This window comes from Reyranella sp. (assembly GCF_965228225.1).
Lineage (GTDB): Bacteria > Pseudomonadota > Alphaproteobacteria > Reyranellales > Reyranellaceae > Reyranella.
Genome location: NZ_OZ245801.1, coordinates 5,237,258 through 5,257,966 on the forward strand (window position 1 = coordinate 5,237,258; position 20,709 = coordinate 5,257,966).

The 20,709-nt window shown below is 67.1% G+C and carries 21 protein-coding genes; 13 read left to right on the forward strand and 8 right to left on the reverse strand.

Translation table 11 applies throughout. From position 1 onward, the window contains the following. Positions 1-32 precede the first annotated feature (32 nt). Both ACO07K_RS25375 and ACO07K_RS25380 read right to left on the reverse strand, forming a co-directional pair. Positions 33-1,091 (reverse strand): alpha/beta hydrolase family protein, encoded by a 1,059-nt coding sequence (locus tag ACO07K_RS25375; RefSeq protein WP_422032852.1) that lies wholly within the window; start codon positions 1,089-1,091, stop codon positions 33-35. Next, entirely contained in the window at positions 1,088-1,489 is a 402-nt protein-coding gene (locus ACO07K_RS25380) for a histidine triad nucleotide-binding protein (protein ID WP_422032854.1), read from the reverse strand. The genes ACO07K_RS25375 and ACO07K_RS25380 overlap by 4 nt, the downstream gene beginning before the upstream one ends. Positions 1,490-1,594: 105 nt before the next feature. Here ACO07K_RS25380 and ACO07K_RS25385 point away from each other — a divergent pair, with 105 nt between their 5' ends. Then, the gene (locus tag ACO07K_RS25385; protein WP_422032856.1) at positions 1,595-1,903 is read left to right on the forward strand and encodes a hypothetical protein; all 309 of its coding nucleotides are present in this window, start codon (positions 1,595-1,597) and stop codon (positions 1,901-1,903) included. Between the two features lie 19 nt (positions 1,904-1,922). Here ACO07K_RS25385 and ACO07K_RS25390 read toward each other — a convergent pair whose 3' ends face one another. Next, the gene (locus ACO07K_RS25390; protein WP_422032858.1) at positions 1,923-2,615 is read right to left on the reverse strand and encodes a hypothetical protein; all 693 of its coding nucleotides are present in this window, start codon (positions 2,613-2,615) and stop codon (positions 1,923-1,925) included. Between the two features lie 135 nt (positions 2,616-2,750). On the opposite strand from ACO07K_RS25390, the gene ACO07K_RS25395 reads away from it, so the two are divergent. The 4 genes from ACO07K_RS25395 to ACO07K_RS25410 are packed head-to-tail and all read left to right on the forward strand — an operon-like array spanning position 2,751 to position 7,329. Further along, on the forward strand, positions 2,751-4,586 hold the full coding sequence (locus tag ACO07K_RS25395; protein ID WP_422032860.1) for a YncE family protein: 1,836 nt from the start codon (positions 2,751-2,753) through the stop codon (positions 4,584-4,586). A gap of 11 nt (positions 4,587-4,597) precedes the next feature. Next, positions 4,598-5,809 (forward strand): ABC transporter permease, encoded by a 1,212-nt coding sequence (locus ACO07K_RS25400; RefSeq protein ID WP_422032862.1) that lies wholly within the window; start codon positions 4,598-4,600, stop codon positions 5,807-5,809. Positions 5,810-5,812: 3 nt separating this feature from the next. Beyond that, the gene (locus ACO07K_RS25405; protein ID WP_422032864.1) at positions 5,813-6,481 is read left to right on the forward strand and encodes an ABC transporter ATP-binding protein; all 669 of its coding nucleotides are present in this window, start codon (positions 5,813-5,815) and stop codon (positions 6,479-6,481) included. Further along, positions 6,478-7,329 (forward strand): hypothetical protein, encoded by an 852-nt coding sequence (locus ACO07K_RS25410; protein WP_422032866.1) that lies wholly within the window; start codon positions 6,478-6,480, stop codon positions 7,327-7,329. The genes ACO07K_RS25405 and ACO07K_RS25410 overlap by 4 nt, the downstream gene beginning before the upstream one ends. A gap of 122 nt (positions 7,330-7,451) precedes the next feature. On the opposite strand, the gene ACO07K_RS25415 is transcribed toward ACO07K_RS25410, so the two are convergent. From ACO07K_RS25415 to ACO07K_RS25430, 4 genes are all read right to left on the reverse strand, one after another. Continuing rightward, positions 7,452-7,823, reverse strand: a complete 372-nt coding sequence (locus ACO07K_RS25415) for a phosphoribosyl-ATP diphosphatase (protein ID WP_422032868.1) — start codon at positions 7,821-7,823, stop codon at positions 7,452-7,454. 85 nt (positions 7,824-7,908) lie between these two features. Beyond that, positions 7,909-8,682 (reverse strand): imidazole glycerol phosphate synthase subunit HisF, encoded by a 774-nt coding sequence (gene hisF, locus ACO07K_RS25420; protein ID WP_422032870.1) that lies wholly within the window; start codon positions 8,680-8,682, stop codon positions 7,909-7,911. Between the two features lie 7 nt (positions 8,683-8,689). Further along, positions 8,690-9,418: a 1-(5-phosphoribosyl)-5-[(5-phosphoribosylamino)methylideneamino]imidazole-4-carboxamide isomerase gene (hisA, locus tag ACO07K_RS25425; protein WP_298314148.1), complete on the reverse strand. Its 729-nt coding sequence runs from the start codon at positions 9,416-9,418 to the stop codon at positions 8,690-8,692. 72 nt (positions 9,419-9,490) lie between these two features. After that, positions 9,491-10,297, reverse strand: a complete 807-nt coding sequence (locus ACO07K_RS25430) for a glutathione S-transferase family protein (protein ID WP_422032872.1) — start codon at positions 10,295-10,297, stop codon at positions 9,491-9,493. A gap of 117 nt (positions 10,298-10,414) precedes the next feature. Between ACO07K_RS25430 and ACO07K_RS25435 the strand changes: the two genes are divergently transcribed. Beyond that, positions 10,415-11,608, forward strand: a complete 1,194-nt coding sequence (locus tag ACO07K_RS25435; RefSeq protein ID WP_422032874.1) for a M20 aminoacylase family protein — start codon at positions 10,415-10,417, stop codon at positions 11,606-11,608. 6 nt (positions 11,609-11,614) lie between these two features. Here ACO07K_RS25435 and ACO07K_RS25440 read toward each other — a convergent pair whose 3' ends face one another. After that, positions 11,615-12,046: a hypothetical protein gene (locus tag ACO07K_RS25440; RefSeq protein WP_422032876.1), complete on the reverse strand. Its 432-nt coding sequence runs from the start codon at positions 12,044-12,046 to the stop codon at positions 11,615-11,617. Positions 12,047-12,227: 181 nt separating this feature from the next. Between ACO07K_RS25440 and ACO07K_RS25445 the strand changes: the two genes are divergently transcribed. The 7 genes from ACO07K_RS25445 (at position 12,228) to infB (ending at position 20,685) form a co-directional block, all read left to right on the forward strand. Beyond that, complete coding sequence (locus ACO07K_RS25445; protein WP_422032878.1) at positions 12,228-13,772, forward strand: acetolactate synthase large subunit; 1,545 nt, start codon at positions 12,228-12,230, stop codon at positions 13,770-13,772. A 19-nt stretch (positions 13,773-13,791) separates the two neighbouring features. Then, on the forward strand, positions 13,792-14,520 hold the full coding sequence (trmB, locus tag ACO07K_RS25450) for a tRNA (guanosine(46)-N7)-methyltransferase TrmB (RefSeq protein WP_422032880.1): 729 nt from the start codon (positions 13,792-13,794) through the stop codon (positions 14,518-14,520). A gap of 162 nt (positions 14,521-14,682) precedes the next feature. After that, positions 14,683-14,874 carry a DUF559 domain-containing protein gene (locus ACO07K_RS25455; RefSeq protein ID WP_422032882.1) on the forward strand — a complete coding sequence of 64 codons (192 nt, stop codon included), beginning with the start codon at positions 14,683-14,685 and terminating at the stop codon, positions 14,872-14,874. 315 nt (positions 14,875-15,189) lie between these two features. Next, on the forward strand, positions 15,190-15,699 hold the full coding sequence (gene rimP, locus ACO07K_RS25460; protein ID WP_422032884.1) for a ribosome maturation factor RimP: 510 nt from the start codon (positions 15,190-15,192) through the stop codon (positions 15,697-15,699). Positions 15,700-15,735: 36 nt separating this feature from the next. Further along, complete coding sequence (gene nusA, locus ACO07K_RS25465; protein ID WP_422032886.1) at positions 15,736-17,274, forward strand: transcription termination factor NusA; 1,539 nt, start codon at positions 15,736-15,738, stop codon at positions 17,272-17,274. A 16-nt stretch (positions 17,275-17,290) separates the two neighbouring features. After that, entirely contained in the window at positions 17,291-17,917 is a 627-nt protein-coding gene (locus ACO07K_RS25470; RefSeq protein ID WP_422032888.1) for an RNA-binding protein, read from the forward strand. A gap of 32 nt (positions 17,918-17,949) precedes the next feature. Continuing rightward, a complete protein-coding gene (infB, locus tag ACO07K_RS25475) occupies positions 17,950-20,685 on the forward strand; it encodes a translation initiation factor IF-2 (RefSeq protein WP_422032890.1) in 2,736 nt (911 codons plus the stop codon). The last annotated feature ends 24 nt before the right edge of the window (positions 20,686-20,709 follow it).

Sequence of the window (20,709 nt, forward strand, 5' to 3'; positions counted from 1 at the left end):
CGGCGCGATGATCGGCCGGCCGGCGGGGACGATCAAGCGCCCAGCGCCGGCACCAGCCACTTCAGCAGGGCTGCCTCGACCGCGGGCGACAGCGGCCCGGCGAACCCGGGATCGAGCGGGCCGGTCACGGCTTTCAGATTGTGGCTGACCTGCGGGATCACCACGGCCTCGCCCGAGACGCCGCGGTCCCGCAGCGCGTCGATCAGCGGCTGGACGTCCTCCATCGGCACCACCTGCCGGTCGGCGCCGCCCTGCACGAGAAGGCAGGGCATGCGGCTGTCGGCCAGTGCGGCGGCGGGATCGAAGGACAGGAGCTTCTGCAGGAACGGCCCGGCATAAAGCGGAAACAGGAGCTGCAACTCGGGCGGCAGGTTGCCCGGCACGCGCCCCGTTTCGAGGATGGCGGCGATCACGCGATCGGTCGGCAGACGCAACGACGGCGGCGCATTGCGGGCGATCTGGTCGCGGAGGATCGCGTCGAGCCGGCGGCCCGGCGTGGCGGCCAGCACCAGCGCATGCAGCTTCTTCTTCGCCGCGAGGGTCTCGCTGGCGGCCAACGCCAGCAATCCGCCCTCGCTGTGGCCCAGCAGGGCGGTGGCATAGGGCTTGATCTCGTCGTGGCGCAGCAGTTCGGCATGCGCAGCCTCCACGTCGCCCACGAAATTGTCCCAGGCGAAGAACGCTTCCTGTTCCTCCAGCGAACCGCGCGGCCGCGGCGTCGACTGGCCGATGCCGCGCTTGTCGTAGCGCAGCGAGGCAATCCCGTTGCGCGCCAGCAGCTCGGCGATGTCCTTCAACAGGTCGATGCGATCCGGCGCGAGCGGGTTGTTGCCGTTGCGGTCGGTCGGCCCGCTGCCGGCGACCAGCACGATGCCCGGCACGTACTGGATCTCGCTGAACAGCGGCATCAGCAGCGTGCCGGCGAGGGTCACGCCGCCCCGGCCGGCGAAGCGCACCGGGCGCTCCTTGGTCTTTCCCTTCGCGTACCAGTCGCTTTCGGTCGGCGACCGCTGCGTCCGCGTCTGCTTCTGCGCCCATGCGGTACCGGGCGCGAGCGCGCCGGCCGCCAGCAGGACGCGACGCCGGATCAACCGGCGTTGTCCGGGCTGGGCATGCTGCCCATGGCATGGCTCATGGTGCGGCCGCCGAAAATGTGGACATGGAAGTGAAAGACCAGCTGGCCGCCGTTGGGTCCATGATTGGCCACGATGCGATAGCCTTCCGTATCGAGACCGAGATCGCGCGCGACCTTCGACACGGCGCGCCAGAAGCCGACCATCATCTCGGGCGGTGCCTTGGCGCCGAAATCGGCCTGGCTGATATAGTCGCCCTTCGGGATCACCAGCACGTGCACGGGGGCCAGCGGCGCGATGTCGTGGAAGGCCAGCGCGAACGCGTCCTCGTGTACTTTCTTGCACGGCAGCTCGCCGCGCAGGATGCGGGCGAAGACATTGGTGCGATCGTAGGCGGGAATCATCGAATCGGACATTACGAAACTCCTGAGTCTTGCTGCGATGACGCTACGCGGCGAGCGTGTTAATCGCATGGCGCGCCGCCCCCCAAATGAAGCGGCACTATAGGGAAGGTTCGACACATGACGGAATTCGAAAAGCGTCTCGCTTGCGTGATCGCGGCCGACGGATCGATTGCGCGCGGCTACATGATCGACACATGCGAGCTGGTGGGCGCCAATCAGTACGTCATCACCTGGAAGGTGCCGTTGCAGAAGGAAGCGAAGACCAACTTCTCCTGCGTGATCGGCAGCACCGAACAGGAAGCGGTGGAACCCGGCTTCTGCACCGTCGGACTGATGGCCGACCCGATGAAGATGAACGTCCATACCTACGATGTCGCCGGCAAGCCGGCGAAGCGGCCCTTTCACCTGGCCGTGTTCCGCGACTAGCCGGCTTCGAAGCTGACCTTCAGCCTTTGAGCAGCCGCGGACGTCCCGGGACTTCGGCGGGCTTCGCGTGCCGCCGCAGGACGCCGACAAGAACGTCCCGCGCTTCATCGATCCTGGCGGCGAGATAGGGCGAACCGCCCGTATCGGGATCGGCGCCGCGCATCAGGCGACGATGCGCGGTGTGGATGCTGGCGAGATCGGCGCCTTCGGCAAGACCGAGAACCTCGAAGGCCTCTTTCATCGACATGCCGCCATTGTCCTCGCCGTCCGCAGGCGCAGATATCTGCCGTTGCGCTGAAGCAATCGGCGTCGCGTGCTTGAGATAGGCTTCGAGCAGAGCGGCCGCGTGTTGCAGGGCACGAGGATCGGCAGGCGCCGGATCCTGCCACACCGGCGGCATTTCAAAAGGCTGCGGCTTTCCCCGGAACTGTGCAAACGCAGCCCGCAGCGGAACGAGAATCGCGCGCCATTTCAGGAACGTCGGCACGAGGATCATCGCGGCGCCGAGCAGCATCGCGCCAGCGTACTGCTCGCGCATGATCATCATCACGAGGAGAGGAATCGCCACGATGACGAGCAGCAACGCCATCCATCGCAGCGTGCGCACCATCGTCTTGGGATCGGAATGGAGAAACCAGTCGAGGAACTTCGCCGCCGTGGCCAGCACGGAAAGGCCGAGCACGATGGCGCTGATGATGACGGCGTAATCCATCGAAGAACTCCTTCGCAAAGAGCCTACTCGCAACACTCGATGAAATCAGCGACCTCGACTGCAAATTTACGAATGCGTTTTGCAGGAAGTCATGGTTAGACTTCGCCCACTTAAAAAAAGGGGAGAGAGCAGCCGATGACTGAGCCCACCCGAGAGACACCCGTCACCAAGGTTTCTTCTGACGCAAGCGTCCCGCCACTCATCGCCCCGCTCGAACAAGGTTCGGAATCGAACCTTCCGACAGCGAAGAATTCGATCGACGAATTTCTCAAGCGCAATGAAGAAGTCCTCGCGAAGGATCGCGAGGAGTTCCAGGCCTATCTCGTCGCCAAGCACGAGCAGGCGACGCGCAAGGCCCGCGAAGAGGCGGCCAAGCCCAAGGTCAAGACGAAGGTGAGCCGGCGCACGATGCTGAACGTCGCCGTCGGCACCGCGGCGGCCGCCGAAGTGGCCGTGCTCGGCTACAGCGCCATGAATGGCGGCTCCTCTCCGGACAATGGCATCATCCGCGCCGCCGGTAGCGGTGCACAGCAGTCGCCGATCACCCGCGAAGTCGTCGACTCGCGCGCCGACATCCGGGGCCAGAGCCTCGGCAACTGGGTCGCGCTGCTGCCGACCAAGATGGGCGGCGGCACCTACGCGATCGATCTCAACTCCAATCGCGTGCTGGGGTCGATCTGGTACTGGAACTACGGCGACTACAATCCGATCAGCCATCATCTCTGCGCCTTCCCCAGTTCCGATCCCACGCATGGCTTCGAATTCGTGAACTCGACGCAGGGTGGCCAGAACTCGCTGATCTACGGCATTCCGACCAACGTGACGGCGGAGAACGTCCCGGGCGGCACCAACATCTATCGCGTGCGCTACGACGGCACGCAGATGCAGATGGTCGAGAACGTGTCGGAGACGACCGGCCTCGGCCTCGGCGTGCACGTCACCGTCAATCCGAAGGACGCGCAGTCCTATTTCGTGACCGATGGCCAGAAGGACATCGCCGCCTGTTTCGATCGCACCACCTCGAAGGTGAAGGCCGCGCTCCGGTTCGACTGGACGCCGAACGTGCCCGATCTTCGCGAAGCGTGGATCAAGGGCGGCACGCTCACCATCAAGAAGATCTATCCCGACGAGAAGACCGGCCTCTACAATCTGCGCGGCACCAAGGGCAACAAGATCGACTGGGAAATGGTGCCGATGGGCGAGCTGTTCGTCGAGGAAGGCTCGCTGCCCGGCGAGGCGCCACTGACGCTGACCGGCGCCGACGGCACGGTCTGGCATCCCGAAGGCCGCTGGGCCGCGACGGTCGTGCGCCTGTGCGGCGGCATCTGCATCCTGGACCCCGAGAAGAATTTCGAGCCGGCCGCCTTCCTGCAGTTCAACAAGGATTCGCAGGACCAGTACAAGGTCGAGCAGATCGACCAGGACACGTGGCAGGTCGTGTTCGACAAGATCCACTCGCCGGGCCACGAGATCGGCTTCTCTCCTGACGGCAAGTTCCTCGTGATGATGAACAACCTGAGGGAAAACAACTGCTCGATCTTCTCCTGCAGCGATCCCGACCCGACCAAGTGGCGCAAGATCGCGCATGTCGAGGATCCGCTGTGGCGCGGCAAGTATCCCAATCCGTTCCACATGGTGTTCTCGATGGACAGCTCGAAGCTCTATCTGTCGATCCTGCATCCCTCGCCCGCCTATAGCGGCATCATGGTGATCGACACCAAGACCTGGACCATCAAGAAGGAGATCCAGGGCATCGGGCCCGACCTCCAGACGCCGGCCATCACCTACGACGGCAAGTATGTGCTGACGCCATTCAGCGGCTTCCAGCGCCAGTCGACCGGCATTGCGGTCATCGATACCTCCACCGACACGCTGATCGGCATCCTGCCGAGCAACGGCGGACATCATGACTGCGTGATCATCCCGACCAAGCTGGAGCACATGAAGCACACGCGCTCCTGTACGCTCTGAGTGGGCACGCTTTGAGGCTGCTCACCAGCCTGGCGCTGCAGAATCTCGGGCGTCGCAAGGCGCGCAGCCTCCTGCTGATCATGGCCGTCGCCGTGGCCAGCGGGGTCGTCTTCACCGGCGCAACCCTGATGCGCAGCATCGACAGCAGCATGGCGGTGGGGTTCACGCGGCTGGGCGCCGACATGATGGTGGTGCCCGAGGGTGCGCTCACCAACATCACCGCGGCGCTGCTCACCGTCGAGCCCACCGACCTGGTGCTCGACCAGGATCTGTTCGCCCGGGCCGGGATCGCGAGCGTCAGTCGCGCCGCGCCGCAGAAGATCGCGCGCGTCGAGCATTCGGGCATCGGCAGCCATCACGACTCGGTCGATCTCATCGGCTTCGACCCCGCGCTGGACTTCACGGTCCGGCCCTGGCTGGTCGAGAAGATCAACCGCGACATGAGGCCGGGCGACGTGATCCTGGGCGCCGGCCGCGACGCGGCGCTGGGCTCCGAGCTGCTGATCTTCGGCAAGGCGCACACGGTCTACGGACGGCTGGGAAAGACCGGGGTCGGCACGCACGAGCGCGGCGTCTTCATGACCTTCGACACGCTCGAAGCCCTCGCCGGTTCGGTGCATGGGCATGGCGGCGGTCCGCCCGCCGTGCTGCAGAAGGGCAAGGTGAGCGGCTTCCTCGTCGAACTGGCGCCGGGCGCCACGCCGCTGCAGGCGCGCTTCGCGATCCTCTCGACCCTCAAGGGCGTGAAGGTCGTGACCGGCGATTCGACCATGAGCGGCATCCGCCAGGGTCTGGCCGCGCTGCTGAAAGGCATCCTGGCGCTGATGGTGCTGATGTTCGCCAGCACCGCCCTGATGGTCAGCGTTCTGTTCTCGGCGATCGTCACCGAACGGCGCGGCGAGCTCGGCCTGCTGAAGGCGATCGGCGCGCGGCGCGGCCAGATCGTCGGCATGATGGTCATCGAGGCGGTCATCGCCACCGGTGCGGGCGGGCTGCTGGGCGTCGCGCTGGGTGTCCTGGTGATGCGCCTCTACGAGCGCTCGCTGGTCTACTACCTCGAGAATATCGGCGTACCGTTCGTCTGGCTCGACGGGCCGCGCATCGTGATCGTCGCGGTGGCGGCGGTGGTGATGGCCTCGATCATTGGCGCCCTGGGCTCGCTCTATCCCGCCTGGCGCGCCAGCCGCCGCGATCCCTACGATCTCGTGCGCGGGGAGGGCTAGGCGATGCTGTCCTGCCGCGGCCTGCGCAAGGACTACGTCACCGAACGCGGCGAGGTGGCGGCCGTGGCCGGCATCGACCTCGAGATCGCGGCCGGCCGCTACGCCGCGATCATCGGTCGTTCCGGGTCGGGCAAGTCGTCCCTGATGGCGATGATCGGCGGTCTCAGCCGGCCGTCGCAAGGGCAGGTGACGGTCGACGGCACCGACATCTGGAGTCTGTCTGAGAACGCGCTGGCGGCTTTCCGCAACAAACGAATCGGCTACGTCTTTCAGTTCGCCAGCCTGCTGCCGACCTTGCGCCTGGTCGACAATGTCGCCCTGCCGGCCCTGCTGGGCGGTGGCGGGAAATCGCCCGCGACCTATGCCCGGGCGGCGGCGCTGCTCGGCCAGATGGGCCTGGGCGATCATCTCGACGCCTACCCGTCGGAGGTCTCGGCCGGCGAGCAGCGGCGGGCGGTGATCGCCCGCGCCCTGATCAACGAGCCGGCACTGATCCTGGCCGACGAGCCGACCTCCGATCTCGACGAGCAGACCGAGATCGAGATCATGGACGAGCTGCTGACGGTCAACCGCGAGCGCGGCACGACCCTGATCCTGGTCACGCACAATCTGGCGCTGGCGGAGCAGGCCGAGCAGATCGTGCACATCGCCCACGGCGCGATCGTGCCATGAGCGAGGCTCCCACAGATCCCGGGGCGCCCGGGCCGGACAAGGACGCGCTGATCGCCGATCTGCGCCGCCAGCTGGGCGTCGCGCAGTCCGAAATCCGCGTCCTGCGCCGGCGCTTGGGCGCGGCGACGCCGGTCGAGACCGCCCCGACGCCAGGCAGCCTGCTCGAAGGGCTGCGCGAGGCCGCGCCGCGCAAGGTCGAGGCGCCGGCCAATGTCGCCGTGAAGCTCGGGCGTCGCTTCGATCTCTGGCGCTCGCCGGCGCTGGTCGGGCTGGTCATGCTGCTGCTGACGGGCTTCGCGATCGATGCCGGTGTCGGCCTGTACCAGGCGCGCGCGCTGCGCGAGGCACGCCAAGCCAGGCTGCTGCTCGAGAACACCGCGACGCGCTCGCTCTATGTCGAGCTGAAGGGGATTTCCTACGAGCCTGACGGCAAGTCCTATCGCATGACGCTCTTCCTGCAGAATGTCAGTCCGGCGGGCCCGCTCTACGTCATGCTGAACGCCGTCGGCGTCTACGTGCAGGCCGGCATGGTTTGGCAGCAGGTGCCGTCACGGCCGGCCGAGGGCGTGAGCTGGGGTGTCGTGAAGCTGGTGGACGGCTACACGTTCGACGTCCTCTTCACGCCGGACGTGGCGAACTGGGCCGAGCTGATTCCGGGCTACATGCATGTCCGCATCCAGTCGGACCTGCTGGTCAGCGAGAAGGCCCAGCCGGGCAACGACGTCGTCGAACGGCGTACGCCCTACTACGTCTATCTGAAGCCGCACGGCGCCAATGACGAGGACATCAAGGCGCGCAGCAAGTCGACCCGCACGCCGCCGATCTTCATTCCGATGCCGCCGCATTGATCGGCTTCTCTTCCCCTTTGCGGAGCCTGCAAAGGGGAAGTGCCCTCGTCTTACGAGGGCGATGGGGTCATGACCCCCTCCGCCCCTACGGGGCACCTCCCCCGAGACGGGGGCGGAGAATCCTAACGCTTGCGGGACGCCTTCTCGGCGATGCCGGAGAGGCCCTCGCGGCGGGCGAGTTCGTCCCACACCGACTTGGGCTGCACGCCGACGGCGGCCCAGAGGGTGAGCAGGTGATAGAGCATGTCGGCGCTTTCGGCGATCAGCTTGGGCTTGTCGCCCTGGATACCCTCGATCAGCGCCTCGACCGCTTCCTCGCCCAGCTTCTTGGCGATCTGCTGGCGGCCGCGGCTGAACAGGCGCGCGGTGTAGGAGGTCTCGGGATCGGCGCCCTTGCGGCTGTCGATGACGAGATAAAGACGGTCGAGCACGTGCTCGTCGATCGTCACGATGTTCGGCCGTTGGGCCTTCTTGGGTTTCTTCTTTTTCGCCATCCGGGGAACTCCGTCGCCCTGGGGGATGGGCGATCGAACACTTGAACGCGCCTCTTGTACGGGCGTCCGGAACATTACGCGAAAACTACGCGGCGTGCGAGACTTGTCGCACCGGAACGCCCGCGCGCGCGAGATGTTCCTTCGCCTGCGCGATGGTGAATTCGCCGAAGTGGAAGATGGAGGCGGCCAGCACCGCCGAGGCGCCGCCCTTCGTGACGCCATCGACGAAGTGATCGAGCGTGCCGACGCCGCCCGAAGCCACGACCGGCACCGGTACGGCATCCGACACCGCGCGCGTCAGTGCGAGATCGAAGCCCGACTTGGTACCGTCGCGATCCATCGAGGTGAGCAGGATCTCGCCCGCGCCCGACTCGGCCATGCGCTGCGCCCACGCCACGGCATCGAGGCCGGTGCCCTTGCGGCCGCCATGGGTGAAGACTTCCCACGTGCCGGGACCGCTGCTGCGCGCGTCGATTGCCACGACGATGCACTGGTCGCCGTATTTCTCGGCCGCTTCGCGCACGAACTCCGGCCGCGCCACGGCTGCCGAATTGATCGAGACCTTGTCGGCGCCGGCCAGCAGCAGGCGGCGGATGTCCTCGACCTGGCGCACGCCGCCGCCCACCGTCAGCGGCATGAAGCACTGTTCCGCCGTGCGTCCGACGACGTCCAGGATGGTGTCGCGGTTCTCGTGGCTGGCCGTGATGTCGAGGAAGGTGAGTTCGTCGGCGCCGGCGGCGTCGTAGATGCGCGCCTGTTCGACCGGGTCGCCTGCATCGCGCAGCCCGACGAACTGCACGCCCTTCACGACCCTGCCGTCCTTGACGTCGAGACAGGGGATGATGCGGACCTTCAGCATGGCGCCGCTACTCGCCCTTCAGAACCTGGATGGCATCGGGCACCGTCACGCGACCGTCATAGAGCGCGCGGCCGACGATGGCGCCGATGATGCCGAACTCCTCGGTGGGCCGCAGTTCGCGCAAATCGTCGAGCGAGCTGACGCCGCCCGAGGCGATGACCGGCGTCGTGAGATGCTGGGCCAGGGTGACGGTCGCATCGACGTTGACGCCGCCCATGGCGCCGTCCCGGTCGATGTCGGTGTAGATGATGGCCGCGACCCCGGCATCCTCGAACCGCAGGGCGAGATCGAGCGCCCGCACCGTGCTCTGCCGCGTCCATCCGTCGACCGCGACCACGCCGTCGCGGGCGTCGATGCCGACGGCGATGCGGCCCGGCCACTGTTTGCAGGCGGCCTTCACCAGGCCCGGCTCCTTGACCGCGATCGTGCCCAGGATGATCCGCTTCACCCCGGCATCGAACCACTGCGAGATGCTCTCGATGGTGCGGATGCCGCCGCCCAGCTGGGTCGGCACCTCGACGTCCTTCAGGATGCTCTCGACCGCCGCGCGGTTGACCGGATGGCCCTCGACCGCGCCGTTGAGGTCGACCAGATGCAGCCACTCGCAGCCGGCATTGGCAAAGGCCTTGGCCTGGGCGGCCGGGCTGTCGTTGAACACGGTGGCACGCTGCATGTCGCCGCGGAGAAGGCGCACGCACTTGCCGTCCTTGAGGTCGATCGCGGGGAAAAGGATCATGGCGGCGCGGCTTTAGCGCGTTGCGGGCAGGGACGCCACCCCCCGGCCTGCCCGCCGGGACGATCCGCGCCGTCAGCCCCTGCCGATGCCCACGATCCCGCCGATCAGGCGGCCGATATGGAACTTCGTCCATAGGTCGGCCGCGGCAAAGCTCGGCCGCGCCTGTTGGGCGGCCCAGTAGCGCGCAAGGGCCGGCCGCCTGGGGATTTCCGCCCCGAGACCGGCAAATTCCATACGCCCGAGGAACACGGTCCAGACCAGATCGGCGACGCCGTAGGCGGGCGGGACCAGCACCGCGCGGCCGTCGCCCAGCGCCCGCTCGAGCCGGTCCATGAAGCCGATGGCCTCGGCGCGACGCCGCTGCGAGAGTGCCATGACGGCATCCGGTTCGAAGGCCCTGATCCGACCGGCAAACACCGCGGCGCGCGCTTCGTAGACGGGGGCGAGGTCGGGATTCCTCGCGGCGTGCTTGAGGAGCTGGCGGCGGACCCCTTCGAGGCGCTTCGGGATCAGGATCCGGGCCAGGGGATTGCGGGCGAGGATGCCGCCGAAGGTCAGTTCCTCGATCGGATAGGCATAGTGAAGGTCGACCCAGGCCTTCGTCTCGGGGTCGGTCGCGGCGCCGAGCGCAAACTCGGCGATGTCGCGGCTCTGGACGAGGACGCGATCGGCCAGCACCAGCGTCGGCACGGTCATGCCCGGGTTGAGCCGCACATAGTCCGGCTGCTGCTGGCCCAGCCGGAAATGGATGTCGACGAAGACGCGCTCATAGGCGATGCCGCCTTCGGCGAGCGCGAGTCGCGCGATCATCGAATAGTAGGAGGACGGCGTCTGATAGAGGCGAGGTCTCGCTCCGGAGAGCTTTGCGAACCCTGTCATGACCGTCCATCGGGATGAGGAAACGGTGAACTGTGCAGGATGCCTGCGATGCGGACAACCGGGTGGCGATGCTTCGCGGCTCGACGGACCTTGGCCGCCCAAGCTAGTCTTTCTGCCATGACCCGTTACACACCCGATCTTCTCGCCGACGACCTGGCCGATCTCACCGTCATTCGTCGCGACATCCACCGCCATCCCGAAACCGCGTTCGAGGAGGAGCGGACCGCCCAGATCGTGGCCGACAAGCTCACCTCGTGGGGCCTCAAGGTGCATCGCGGCCTCGCCACGACCGGCGTCGTCGGCACCCTGAAGGGCAACCGGCCGGGCCAGAAGACGATCGGGCTGCGCGCCGACATGGATGCGCTGCACCTGCAGGAGAAGAACGACTTCGATTACGCCTCGGCGATCCCGAACAAGATGCATGCCTGCGGCCATGACGGGCACACGACGATGCTGCTCGGTGCGGCCAAGCGGCTCGCGGCGGCGCCCGATTTCGCCGGCACGGTGCATTTCATCTTTCAGCCGGCCGAAGAAGGTCTCGGCGGCGCGCGGGTGATGATCGAGGAAGGCCTGTTCGAGAAGTTTCCCTGCGACGTGGTCTACGGCATGCACAACATGCCGGGCTTCCCGGTCGGCCACTTCGCCATCCGCACCGGCGCGATGCTGGCCTCGTCGGACAGCTGGGAAGTCGTGTTCAAGGGCACCGGCGGCCACGGTGCGATGCCCGATCGCGGCACCGATCCCACCTTCGCGGCGGCGCAGTTCATCGTCGCGGTGCAGGGCATCGTCGGCCGCAACGTGCCGTCGAGCCAGGCTGCGGTGCTGAGCGTCGGCCATATTGCGGCCGGCACGCCCGGTTCGCCCAACGTCATTCCGTCGGAAGTGCTGATCCGCGGCACCGCCCGCAGCTTCTCGGCCGACGTGCGCAACCTGCTGGAGCGGCGGCTGGCCGAGGTCGCGTCGGGCATCGCCCAGGCGGGCGGCTGCGAGGCGATCTCCAAGTATCACCGTCGCTATCCCGCGCTGGTCAATGCCGCCGAACAGACCTCGGTCGCCGTGGAGGCCGCAGCCCTGACGGTCGGTCGCGAGCATGTCGAGGCCAACACGTCACCGCTGGCGGGCGCCGAGGACTTCGCCTTCATGCTGGAGAAGAAGCCGGGCGCCTACATCATGATCGGCAATGGCGGAGCGGGCGAGGGCGGCTGCCAAAACGTGCATTCGCCGCTCTACGACTTCAACGACCAGATCCTGACGACCGGCGCGGCCTACTGGATGAACCTCGTCCAGCTCGAGCTGGGCGACGCGGCGTAGTCCGGGTCAGCCGTGGTGGTCGAAAGACCACCCGGCATCCGGCTGGTCCCAGTTGATGCCGTCCTGAACATGGAGGACGACATGGGCGTCGGCGGCGAAATCGTAGACGGCGGCGCTCTCGTGCATCGTCGCGGCCTGGTCGCTCACGGGCAGCATCACGCCGTCGGACAGGTCGCTGAGGACCACCAACGGGTCCTCGCCCATCAAGGGAAGCGAATCGGTAGCGGCACCCGGGAGACTGTCGACGAAGATCTCGCCGGGCTCGCCGAACAGACGGTCGAGCGGCGCCCCGTAAGATACGGTTTCGGCACCGGCGTCAGCCCAGCGCGAGGCCGGCATGGCGTAGATCGGCAGGTCGCTGCGGTCGAATTCGACGAGATCGGCGCCGACGACGAAAATCGGGTCGGCCGAGCTGTCGGAAGTATCCGAATGGCTCATGGAAAAGTCTTTCGTACTTAAGAATTCAAATAATGCTTCAAATCTACCAAACAAGCTGTTGAGAATAAAGAGAGAACGTTCGAATCGGCAAAATCTTCGCGTATTGCAGAGCCTTGGGTTAACGGCGCGACTGGCCTAGGGTGCCGCCGATTTTGAATCATCCGCGTTTTTGGGGAAGTCGATGAACGGAGCTGAAAGTCTGGTCCGCACCTTGGTCAAGGGCGGTGTCGAGGTCTGTTTCGCCAACCCTGGCACCTCGGAGATGCACTTCGTGGGCGCGCTCGACCGGGTCGAGGGCATGCGCTGCGTGCTCGGGCTGTTCGAAGGCGTCTGCAGCGGCGCGGCCGACGGCTATTACCGCATGACCGACAAGCCGGCCTCGACCCTGCTGCATCTGGGTCCCGGCCTCGCCAACGCGGCGGCCAACCTGCACAACGCCAAGAAGGCGGGCTCGGGCGTGGTCAACATCGTGGGCGAGCACGCGCTCTATCACATCAAGTACGACACGCCGCTGACCGCCGACATCGAAGGCATCGCGCGTCCCTTCTCCCACTGGGTCAAGACCTCGCCGACCTCCAAGACGGTGGCCGGTGACGGCGCTCTGGCGATCCAGGCCGCCAACGTGGCGCCGGGCCAGATCGCGACCCTGATCCTGCCGGCCGACACCGCCTGGGGCGAAGCCGATGGCCCGGCCGAGACGCCGGCCGCTCCGGCCCCGGACAAGCCTTCCCAGGAGACGATCGTGGCCGCGGCCAAGGCGCTCAAGATGCCGGGCGCCATGCTGTTCATCGGTGGTCGCGCGCTGCGCGCCCGCGGCCTCGAACTGGCCGGCAAGATCGCCGCCAAGACGGGCTGCAAGGTTCAGGGCGCCGGCGGTACCGCGCGCATCGAGCGTGGCGCCGGCCGCGTTCCGGTCCTGCGCCTTCACTTCGTGGTCGAGAACGCGCTGGCCCAGCTCAAGGGCACCAAGCAGATGGTGCTGTGCGGCGCCAAGGCGCCGTTCGCCTTCTTCGCCTATCCCGGCAAGCCGTCGGTCCTGTCGCCGGACGATTGCGAGATCTCGACGCTGTGCCCGGTCGAGGGCGACCCGATCGGCTCGCTCGAGGCGCTGGCAATGGAACTCGACGCCATGAACGTGAAGCCGGAGGGCATCGCCCAGCCGAGCCGGCCGGAGCGTCCGACCGGCAAGTTCACGCTCGACGGTCTTGGCCAGGCGCTGGGTGCGACGATGCCGGAAGGCGCCATCGTGGTCGACGAGTCGGTCACCACGGGCCGCGGCTTCTTTCCGTTCAGCGCCGGCGCGCCGCCGCACGACTGGCTGAACAACATGGGCGGCTCGATCGGCTTCGGCGGTCCCGTCGCCGTCGGTGCGGCCGTGGCCTGCCCGGATCGCAAGGTCATCTGCATGATCGGCGACGGTTCGGCGATGTACACGATCCAGTCGCTGTGGACGATGGCGCGCGAGAATCTCGACGTCTGCGTCATGATCTTCTCGAACCGCTCCTACAACATCCTCTACAGCCAGCTGGCCGATGTGGGCGCCGCCAACCCCGGGCCGCGCGCCATCGACATGCTGACCCTCGACCGGCCGACCCTGCAGTTCACCGATCTGGCGAAGGGCATGGGCGTGGCCAGCGGCAAGGCGACCAACCTGGACGAGCTCACCAAGCAGCTCACCTACGCCATGGCGCACAAGGGTCCGTACCTCATCGACGTGATCATGTAGGGATCGCCCCGGAAGCATCATGGAAGAAGCCCGCCGACGCACGCTGCATGGCCGTCGACGGGGCAAGAAACTGCGGGCCGGGCAGCAGTCGCTGCTCGACACGCTGCTGCCTCGCCTCGCCGTCGCCCTGCCCGCCGAACCCATCGTCACGCCCGACAACGACGTCGCCGAAAGCGCCGCGAAGATCGATCTCGCGCGGGCGTTCGGGGGCGCGCTGCCGGCGGACGGCGTGTGGCTGGAGGTGGGGTTCGGTGCCGGCGAGCATCTCGTCTGGCAGGCCGAACATCATCCGTCGGTCGGGCTGATCGGCTGCGAGCCCTATGTGAACGGCGTCGCCAAGTGCCTGGCGCATATCGAGCGGACGGGCGTGTCCAACGTCCGGCTGTTCACCGACGACGCCCGCTTCGTGATGCAGGCGCTGCCGCCGCAGTCGCTGTCGCGCGCCTTCGTGCTGTTCCCCGACCCCTGGCCCAAGACCCGCCACCACAAGCGCCGCTTCGTGCAACGCGCCAACCTCGACGTGCTGGCCCGGTTGATGAAGCCGGGCTCCGAGCTGCGGCTCGCCACCGACGATCCGAGCTACCTGCCCTGGATGGTCGAGCATGCCTGTCGCCATCCCGCCTTCGAATGGCTGGCCGAGAGCCCGGCCGACTGGCGCGGCCGTCCCGCCGACTGGCCCGGCACCCGCTACGAACAGAAAATGCTGGCCGGCCACAAGCCGGTCTTCCTGCGCCTGAGGCGGCGTTAGCGACCCCGCTCTGACCCCTCCGTCGGCGTGTGACGCAATGATTTTTCGATTCCTCCCATTCAAATGGGGAGGTGCCCCGGAGGGGCGGAGGGGTCAGAGGATACACGTCAAAGTAGTTATATCTGACATATTTTCTCCAAAGTACTACGCCTTACTGTCGGCATGCGCCGATACGCCCGAAGCCTTCGGACGAACCAGACTGACGCCGAACGCCTCCTCTGGAGCCGTCTACGCCGTCGCCAACTCGCAGGCTTCAAGTTCCGGCGGCAACATCGGGTCGGCCTCTACATCTGCGACTTCGCGTGCCCTGGAGGCATTGGTCGTCGTCGAATTGGACGGCAGCCAGCATGCTGAGAAGCTGGATTACGATCCCCGAAGACGTACTCGACACGATCTATGCGGTGGTCAGTCAGGGTTCTGACCCCTCCGCCCCTGCGGGGCACCTCCCCATTCGAATGGGGAGGGGACACATCTACTATATATAGAGCGTCGCTCAGGTCTCCCCATAGAGGGTGCTGGAATCCCTTGCCAGTCGTCAGGGAGGGGCCTATATCCGCGCCATCCTCATCGGGTTCACGGGATGAACCAAAGAAAAAGAGTGGGCCGAAAACCCGCTCTTTTCATTTGGCTCCATCTCAACCGCCCCATTCGTCGAGAAGTGCCGCCCGCGTGACCGATCTGCTGCGTCGAATCGAAGACATCGTTGCCCCGACCGTGGTCGGCATGGGCTTCGAACTGGTTCGCGTTGCCTTGAGCAAGGGCGGGACCCTGCAGCTCATGATCGAGCCCGCCGACGGGCGGCCGCTCGATGTCGAGGATTGCGCGACCGTGTCGCGCGCGGTTTCGGCCGTTCTGGACGTCGAGGATCCGATCCCCGGCAACTACACGCTGGAAGTGAGTTCGCCCGGCATCGACCGGCCGCTGACCCGCCCCAAGGACTATGTGCGCTGGGCGGGTCATATGGCCCGCCTCGAGACGGCACTCCCGGTGGAGGGACGCCGCCGCTTCAAGGGGACGCTGCTCGGGCTGGAGGACAATCTGGTGCGCCTGCGCCTCGACGACGGCAAGGAAGCCGCAGTGCCGCTCGATGCCGTTACCCGCGCCAAGCTCGAACTGACCGACCGCCTGATCGAAGAACACCGTCTGGCCGCCGAAGGGCCGGCCGGGCAGACCCACTGAACGGACTGGCTAAAGCTAAAGGAAGAGGGAAGAGACATGGCGACGACAGCCGATATCCCGCGCCTCGAAATGCTGCAGGTGGCCGACATGGTCGCCCGCGAAAAAGGCATCGAGCGCGAGGAAGTGCTCGAAGCGATGGAGCAGGCCATCCAGAAGTCCGGCCGTGCCAAGTACGGGCTGGAGCACGACATCCGCGCCGAAATCGATCGCAAGACCGGCGAGATCAAGCTGCTGCGTTACATGCAGGTCTCCGACGTCATCGAGAACGAAAACACCCAGGTGTCGCTGTCCGATGCCCAGCGTCGCAATCCGGAGGCGCAGGTCGGCGACTTCCTGACCGACGAGCTGCCGCCGATCGACTTCGGCCGCGTCGCCGCCCAGACCGCCAAGCAGGTCATCACGCAGCGCATGCGTGAGAGCGAGCGCAAGCGCCAGTACGAAGAGTTCAAGGACCGGATCGGCGAGATCGTGTCGGGCGTCGTCAAGCGCGTCGACTACGGCAACATCACCGTCGACCTGCAGCGCGCCGAGGGCGTCATCCGCCGCGACGAGACGATTCCGCGCGAATCGCTGCGCGTGAACGACCGCGTGCGCGCCTACATCTTCGACGTGCGCGAGGAGCCGCGCGGCCCGCAGATCTTCCTGTCGCGCAGCCATCCGCAGTTCATGGCCAAGCTGTTCACGCAGGAAGTGCCGGAAATCTACGACAACATCATCGAGATCAAGGCGGTGGCCCGCGATCCCGGCAGCCGCGCCAAGATCGCGGTGCTGAGCCACGACAGCTCGATCGACCCGATCGGCGCCTGCGTCGGCATGCGCGGCAGCCGCGTCCAGGCCGTCGTGCAGGAACTGCAGGGCGAGAAGGTCGACATCATCCCGTGGTCGAACGACACGGCCAACTTCATCGTCAACGCGCTGGCCCCGGCCGAGGTCAGCAAGGTGCTGATGGACGAGGAGAAGAACAAGACGGAGGTCGTCGTGCCCGACGACCAGCTCAGCCTGGCGATCGGCCGCCGCGGGCAGAACGTCAAGCTGGCGTCCCAGCTCACCGGCTGGGAGATCGACATCATGACCGAGTCCGAGGAGAGCGAGCGCCGCCAGAAGGACACGCGCGAGCGCACCGAACTCTTCAAGGCCACGCTCGACGTCGACGACGTGATCGCCCACCTGCTGGTCGCCGAAGGCTACGCCTCGGTCGAGGACGTTTCCGAGGCCGCGGTCGAGGACCTGGCCACGGTCGAGGGCTTCGACGAGGAGATCGCCACTGAGCTGCAGCGCCGCGGCCGCGAATATCTCGAGAAGCGCGACGCCGAGCTGGCCGAGCGCCTGTCGTCGCTGGGCGTCTCCGAGGACGTGGCCAACGCCGAGGGTCTGACCCTGCCGATGGTGGTGGCGCTGGGCGAGGCGGGCGTGAAGACGCTCGACGACCTGGCCGACCTCGCCTCCGACGAGCTGCGCGAGATCGTGGGCGAGAGCGCCATGGATAACGACGCGGCCAACGCCATCATCATGAAGGCACGCGAGCACTGGTTCGACGACGAGGCCGCTCCGGCCGACGAAGCGGCCAAGGCCTGATCAGAGGAACGCGCCCTTGGCCCTTGCCTTCGCCATGAACGAACCCCATCTCTCGGCTCCTCCCGCCGGTCCGATGCGTACCTGCATCGCGACCGGTGTCGAAGGCGCGCCGGAGACGATGATCCGGTTCGTCGTGGGTCCGGACGGCGAGGTCGTGCCGGATCTGGCGCGGCGGTTGCCGGGGCGCGGCATGTGGGTGCGGGCCGAGAGGGCCGCACTCGAACGGGCGGTCGAGAAGAAGCTGTTCTCCAGAGCGGCACGGGCGCCGGTGAAGGCTTCGGCGGAACTCGTCGACCGGGTCGAGCGGCTGCTCCTTGAGAGAGCACTGGCCGATCTCGGCCGGGCGCGCCGCGCGGGCCGCGCGGTGGCGGGCTTCGTGAAGGTCGAACAGATGGTCGGCCGTCACCAGGCGGGACTTCTCGTCGTCGCCGAGGATTCGGACGGCGACGGGCTACAGAAGCTGCGGGCGACCGGACTGCCGCTGGAGCGGCTGGGCGATGCGACCGCGCTGGGCGGAATCTTCGGCCGCGAACAGGCGGTCTACGTGGCGATCGCTCGCGATGATGCGGGCGGCGCCTTTATTGAACGAATTTCTGTCGGGGCGGCGCGTTGGCGCGGGTTCCGGCTGAACGGCGCCGGTTGACGGGCCGGAGCGGACCAAGGACAACAGCCGACATGACGGATCAGAACGAACAGAGCAAATCGACCAAGCCGCTGACCCTCTCGACGACGCGCACGGGCGCCGCGTCGAAGGCAGACGCGACGCAGGTGCGCCAGAAATTCTCGCATGGGCGTACGCGCGCGGTGACGGTCGAGGTCAAGAAGCCGGTGAAGCGGGCCACGCCCGCTCCCGCGGCGACGGCCGCTCCCGCGCCTCAGCCCGCGGCACCCGCGCCTGCGCCGGCTCCCGCGCGCGAGGCACCGAAGGTTGCCCCGCCGCCCGCTGGGCGGACCCTCAAGCTCGGCAGCGGCGGCGGTCATCCGTCTGCGCCCCCGGCCAACCGCGCGCCGGCTCCGAGCCGGCAGCCCGGCGGTCGCGGGATCGTGCTGCGCACGCTCACCGAGGAAGAGAAGGAAGCGCGCGCCCGCGCCCTGGTCGACGCCAACCGCGACGCCGAAATCGCGCGCAAGCGCGCCGAAGAGGACGCCAAGCGCCGCGCGATCGAGGAAGAGGCGCGCAAGAAGGCCGATGAGGAGCATCGCAAGCGCCTCGCCGAGGAAGAGGCGCGCAAGAAGGCCGAGGAAGAGGTCAAGCGCAAGGCCGACGCGCTCGTCCAGAAGCGCCTCGATCAGACCCCGCCGGTCTCAGCGCCGCCGGCTGCCACGGCTGCGCGTCCGGCGCAGACGGGCGATGCCCGTCCGGCCGCTCCGGCCTCCGCCGCGCCGGCCGCACCCGTGCGCCGTCCCGTCGGTCCTTCGACCAGCGAAGCACTCCGTCGTCCGCCGCCGCGTCCGCCGCTGGCGATCAAGCGCCCGGCACAGCCGACGGGTGCTCGTCGCGAGGCGCCCAAGCGCCGCAACGACAAGGTCGATGTCGGTCGCGCCGTCGCGGGCGAGAACGATTTCCGCAGCCGGTCGGTGGCGCAGCAGCGCCGCCGCCTCGAGCGTGAGCGTCGTCAGCAGTTCGGCAGCGAGCCGCAGCAGAAGGTCTATCGCGAAGTCACGATCCCCGAGTCGATCACCGTCCAGGAGCTCGCGGCGCGCATGTCCGAGCGTGGCGCGGACGTGATCAAGACGCTGATGCGCATGGGCGTCATGGCTACCATCAACCAGGCGATCGACGCCGATACGGCCGAGCTGGTCGTGACGGAGATGGGTCACCGCTCCAAGCGCGTCACCGAAGGCGACGTCGAGACGGGCCTCGCCGATCTTCCGGATTCCGAGGAGTCGCTGGTTTCGCGTCCGCCGGTGGTGACGATCATGGGCCATGTCGATCACGGCAAGACCTCGCTGCTCGACGCGCTGCGCGCGACCGACGTGGCGGCGCACGAGGCCGGCGGCATCACCCAGCATATCGGCGCCTATCAGGTGACCCTGCCGTCGCGGCAGAAGATCACTTTCCTCGACACGCCGGGCCACGAGGCGTTCACCGCCATGCGCGCCCGCGGCGCCAAGGTGACGGACATCGTCGTGCTGGTCGTGGCCGGCGACGACGGCGTCATGCCGCAGACCAAGGAGGCGATCGCCCACGCCAAGGCGGCGGGCGTGCCGATCATCGTGGCCATCAACAAGATGGACAAGCCGGGCGCGGACGCGAGCCGGGTGCAGAACGAACTGCTGCGCGAGGAGATCCAAGTCGAGGCGCTCGGCGGCGAGGTGCAGTCGATCGAAGTCTCGGCGACCAAGCGGATGAACCTCGACAAGCTCGAGGAAGCCATCCTGCTGCAGGCCGAAGTGCTCGAACTCAAGGCCAATCCCGAACGCGACGCCGACGGCGTGGTGATCGAAGCCAAGCTCGATCCGGGCCGCGGCTCGGTCGCCACGGTGCTGGTCCAGCGCGGCACGTTGATGGTCGGCGACATCCTGGTGGCCGGCTCGGTCTGGGGCCGCGTGCGGCGTCTGGTCGACGACCGCGGTCAGGCTGTCGAGGATGCCGGTCCGGCCTTCCCGGTCGAAGTGCTGGGTCTTGCCGGAACGCCGCAGGCGGGTGATGAATTCCACGTGGTGGAAAGCGAAGCCCGTGCGCGCGAAATCGCCGACTTCCGCGTGCGTCGTGATCGCCAGCTCGAGCTGGCGCGCGCGGCAGGCGGCCGCGGCACCCTCGAGGAGATGATCAAGGGCATCCGCGAGGGCACTGCCAAGGAACTGCCGGTGCTGATCAAGGCGGACGTGCAGGGTTCGGCGGAAGCGCTGGCCGGCGCCCTGTCGCGTCTCGGCACCGAGAAGGTCATCACGCGCGTCGTCTACAGCGGCGTCGGCGGCATCAGCGAAGCCGACATGACGCTGGCCAAGGCGTCGGGCGCGTTGATCATCGGCTTCAACGTCCGCGCGAACCCGCAGGCGCGCGAGATCGCCAAGCGCGACAAGGTCGACATCCGCTACTACTCGATCATCTACAAGGTGACCGAGGACATGCAGGCCCTGATGGTTGGCCTCCTCGACCCGACCTACAAGGAGACGCTGGTCGGCAACGCGCAGATCCGCGAAGTCTTCAAGGTCACCAAGTCCGGCAACGTGGCGGGCTGCATGGTCACCGATGGCAAGGTCACGCGCGGCAACAAGGTTCGCCTGTTGCGCGACAACGTCGTGATCCACGAGGGCACGCTGAAGAGCCTGCGCCGCTTCAAGGACGAGGTGAAGGAAGTGCAGCACGGCTTCGAGTGCGGCATGGCCTTCGAGAACTACGAAGACATGAAGGTCGGCGACATCGTCGAATGCTTCGACGTCGAGCAGGTCCAGGCGACCTTGTAGTAAAGTTTCCTCCCCCGTCAGCGG

What these genes read in the sequence shown, in the direction of transcription:
- ACO07K_RS25380 (WP_422032854.1), bottom strand. Translation starts at nt 1,489, where the DNA reads ATGTCCGATTCGATGATTCCCGCCTACGATCGCACCAATGTCTTCGCC.
- ACO07K_RS25385 (WP_422032856.1), top strand. Translation starts at nt 1,595, where the DNA reads ATGACGGAATTCGAAAAGCGTCTCGCTTGCGTGATCGCGGCCGACGGA.
- ACO07K_RS25390 (WP_422032858.1), bottom strand. Translation starts at nt 2,615, where the DNA reads ATGGATTACGCCGTCATCATCAGCGCCATCGTGCTCGGCCTTTCCGTG.
- ACO07K_RS25395 (WP_422032860.1), top strand. Translation starts at nt 2,751, where the DNA reads ATGACTGAGCCCACCCGAGAGACACCCGTCACCAAGGTTTCTTCTGAC.
- ACO07K_RS25405 (WP_422032864.1), top strand. Translation starts at nt 5,813, where the DNA reads ATGCTGTCCTGCCGCGGCCTGCGCAAGGACTACGTCACCGAACGCGGC.
- ACO07K_RS25410 (WP_422032866.1), top strand. Translation starts at nt 6,478, where the DNA reads ATGAGCGAGGCTCCCACAGATCCCGGGGCGCCCGGGCCGGACAAGGAC.
- ACO07K_RS25415 (WP_422032868.1), bottom strand. Translation starts at nt 7,823, where the DNA reads ATGGCGAAAAAGAAGAAACCCAAGAAGGCCCAACGGCCGAACATCGTG.
- hisF (WP_422032870.1), bottom strand. Translation starts at nt 8,682, where the DNA reads ATGCTGAAGGTCCGCATCATCCCCTGTCTCGACGTCAAGGACGGCAGG.
- hisA (WP_298314148.1), bottom strand. Translation starts at nt 9,418, where the DNA reads ATGATCCTTTTCCCCGCGATCGACCTCAAGGACGGCAAGTGCGTGCGC.
- ACO07K_RS25430 (WP_422032872.1), bottom strand. Translation starts at nt 10,297, where the DNA reads ATGACAGGGTTCGCAAAGCTCTCCGGAGCGAGACCTCGCCTCTATCAG.
- ACO07K_RS25435 (WP_422032874.1), top strand. Translation starts at nt 10,415, where the DNA reads ATGACCCGTTACACACCCGATCTTCTCGCCGACGACCTGGCCGATCTC.
- ACO07K_RS25440 (WP_422032876.1), bottom strand. Translation starts at nt 12,046, where the DNA reads ATGAGCCATTCGGATACTTCCGACAGCTCGGCCGACCCGATTTTCGTC.
- ACO07K_RS25445 (WP_422032878.1), top strand. Translation starts at nt 12,228, where the DNA reads ATGAACGGAGCTGAAAGTCTGGTCCGCACCTTGGTCAAGGGCGGTGTC.
- trmB (WP_422032880.1), top strand. Translation starts at nt 13,792, where the DNA reads ATGGAAGAAGCCCGCCGACGCACGCTGCATGGCCGTCGACGGGGCAAG.
- ACO07K_RS25455 (WP_422032882.1), top strand. Translation starts at nt 14,683, where the DNA reads ATGCGCCGATACGCCCGAAGCCTTCGGACGAACCAGACTGACGCCGAA.
- nusA (WP_422032886.1), top strand. Translation starts at nt 15,736, where the DNA reads ATGGCGACGACAGCCGATATCCCGCGCCTCGAAATGCTGCAGGTGGCC.
- infB (WP_422032890.1), top strand. Translation starts at nt 17,950, where the DNA reads ATGACGGATCAGAACGAACAGAGCAAATCGACCAAGCCGCTGACCCTC.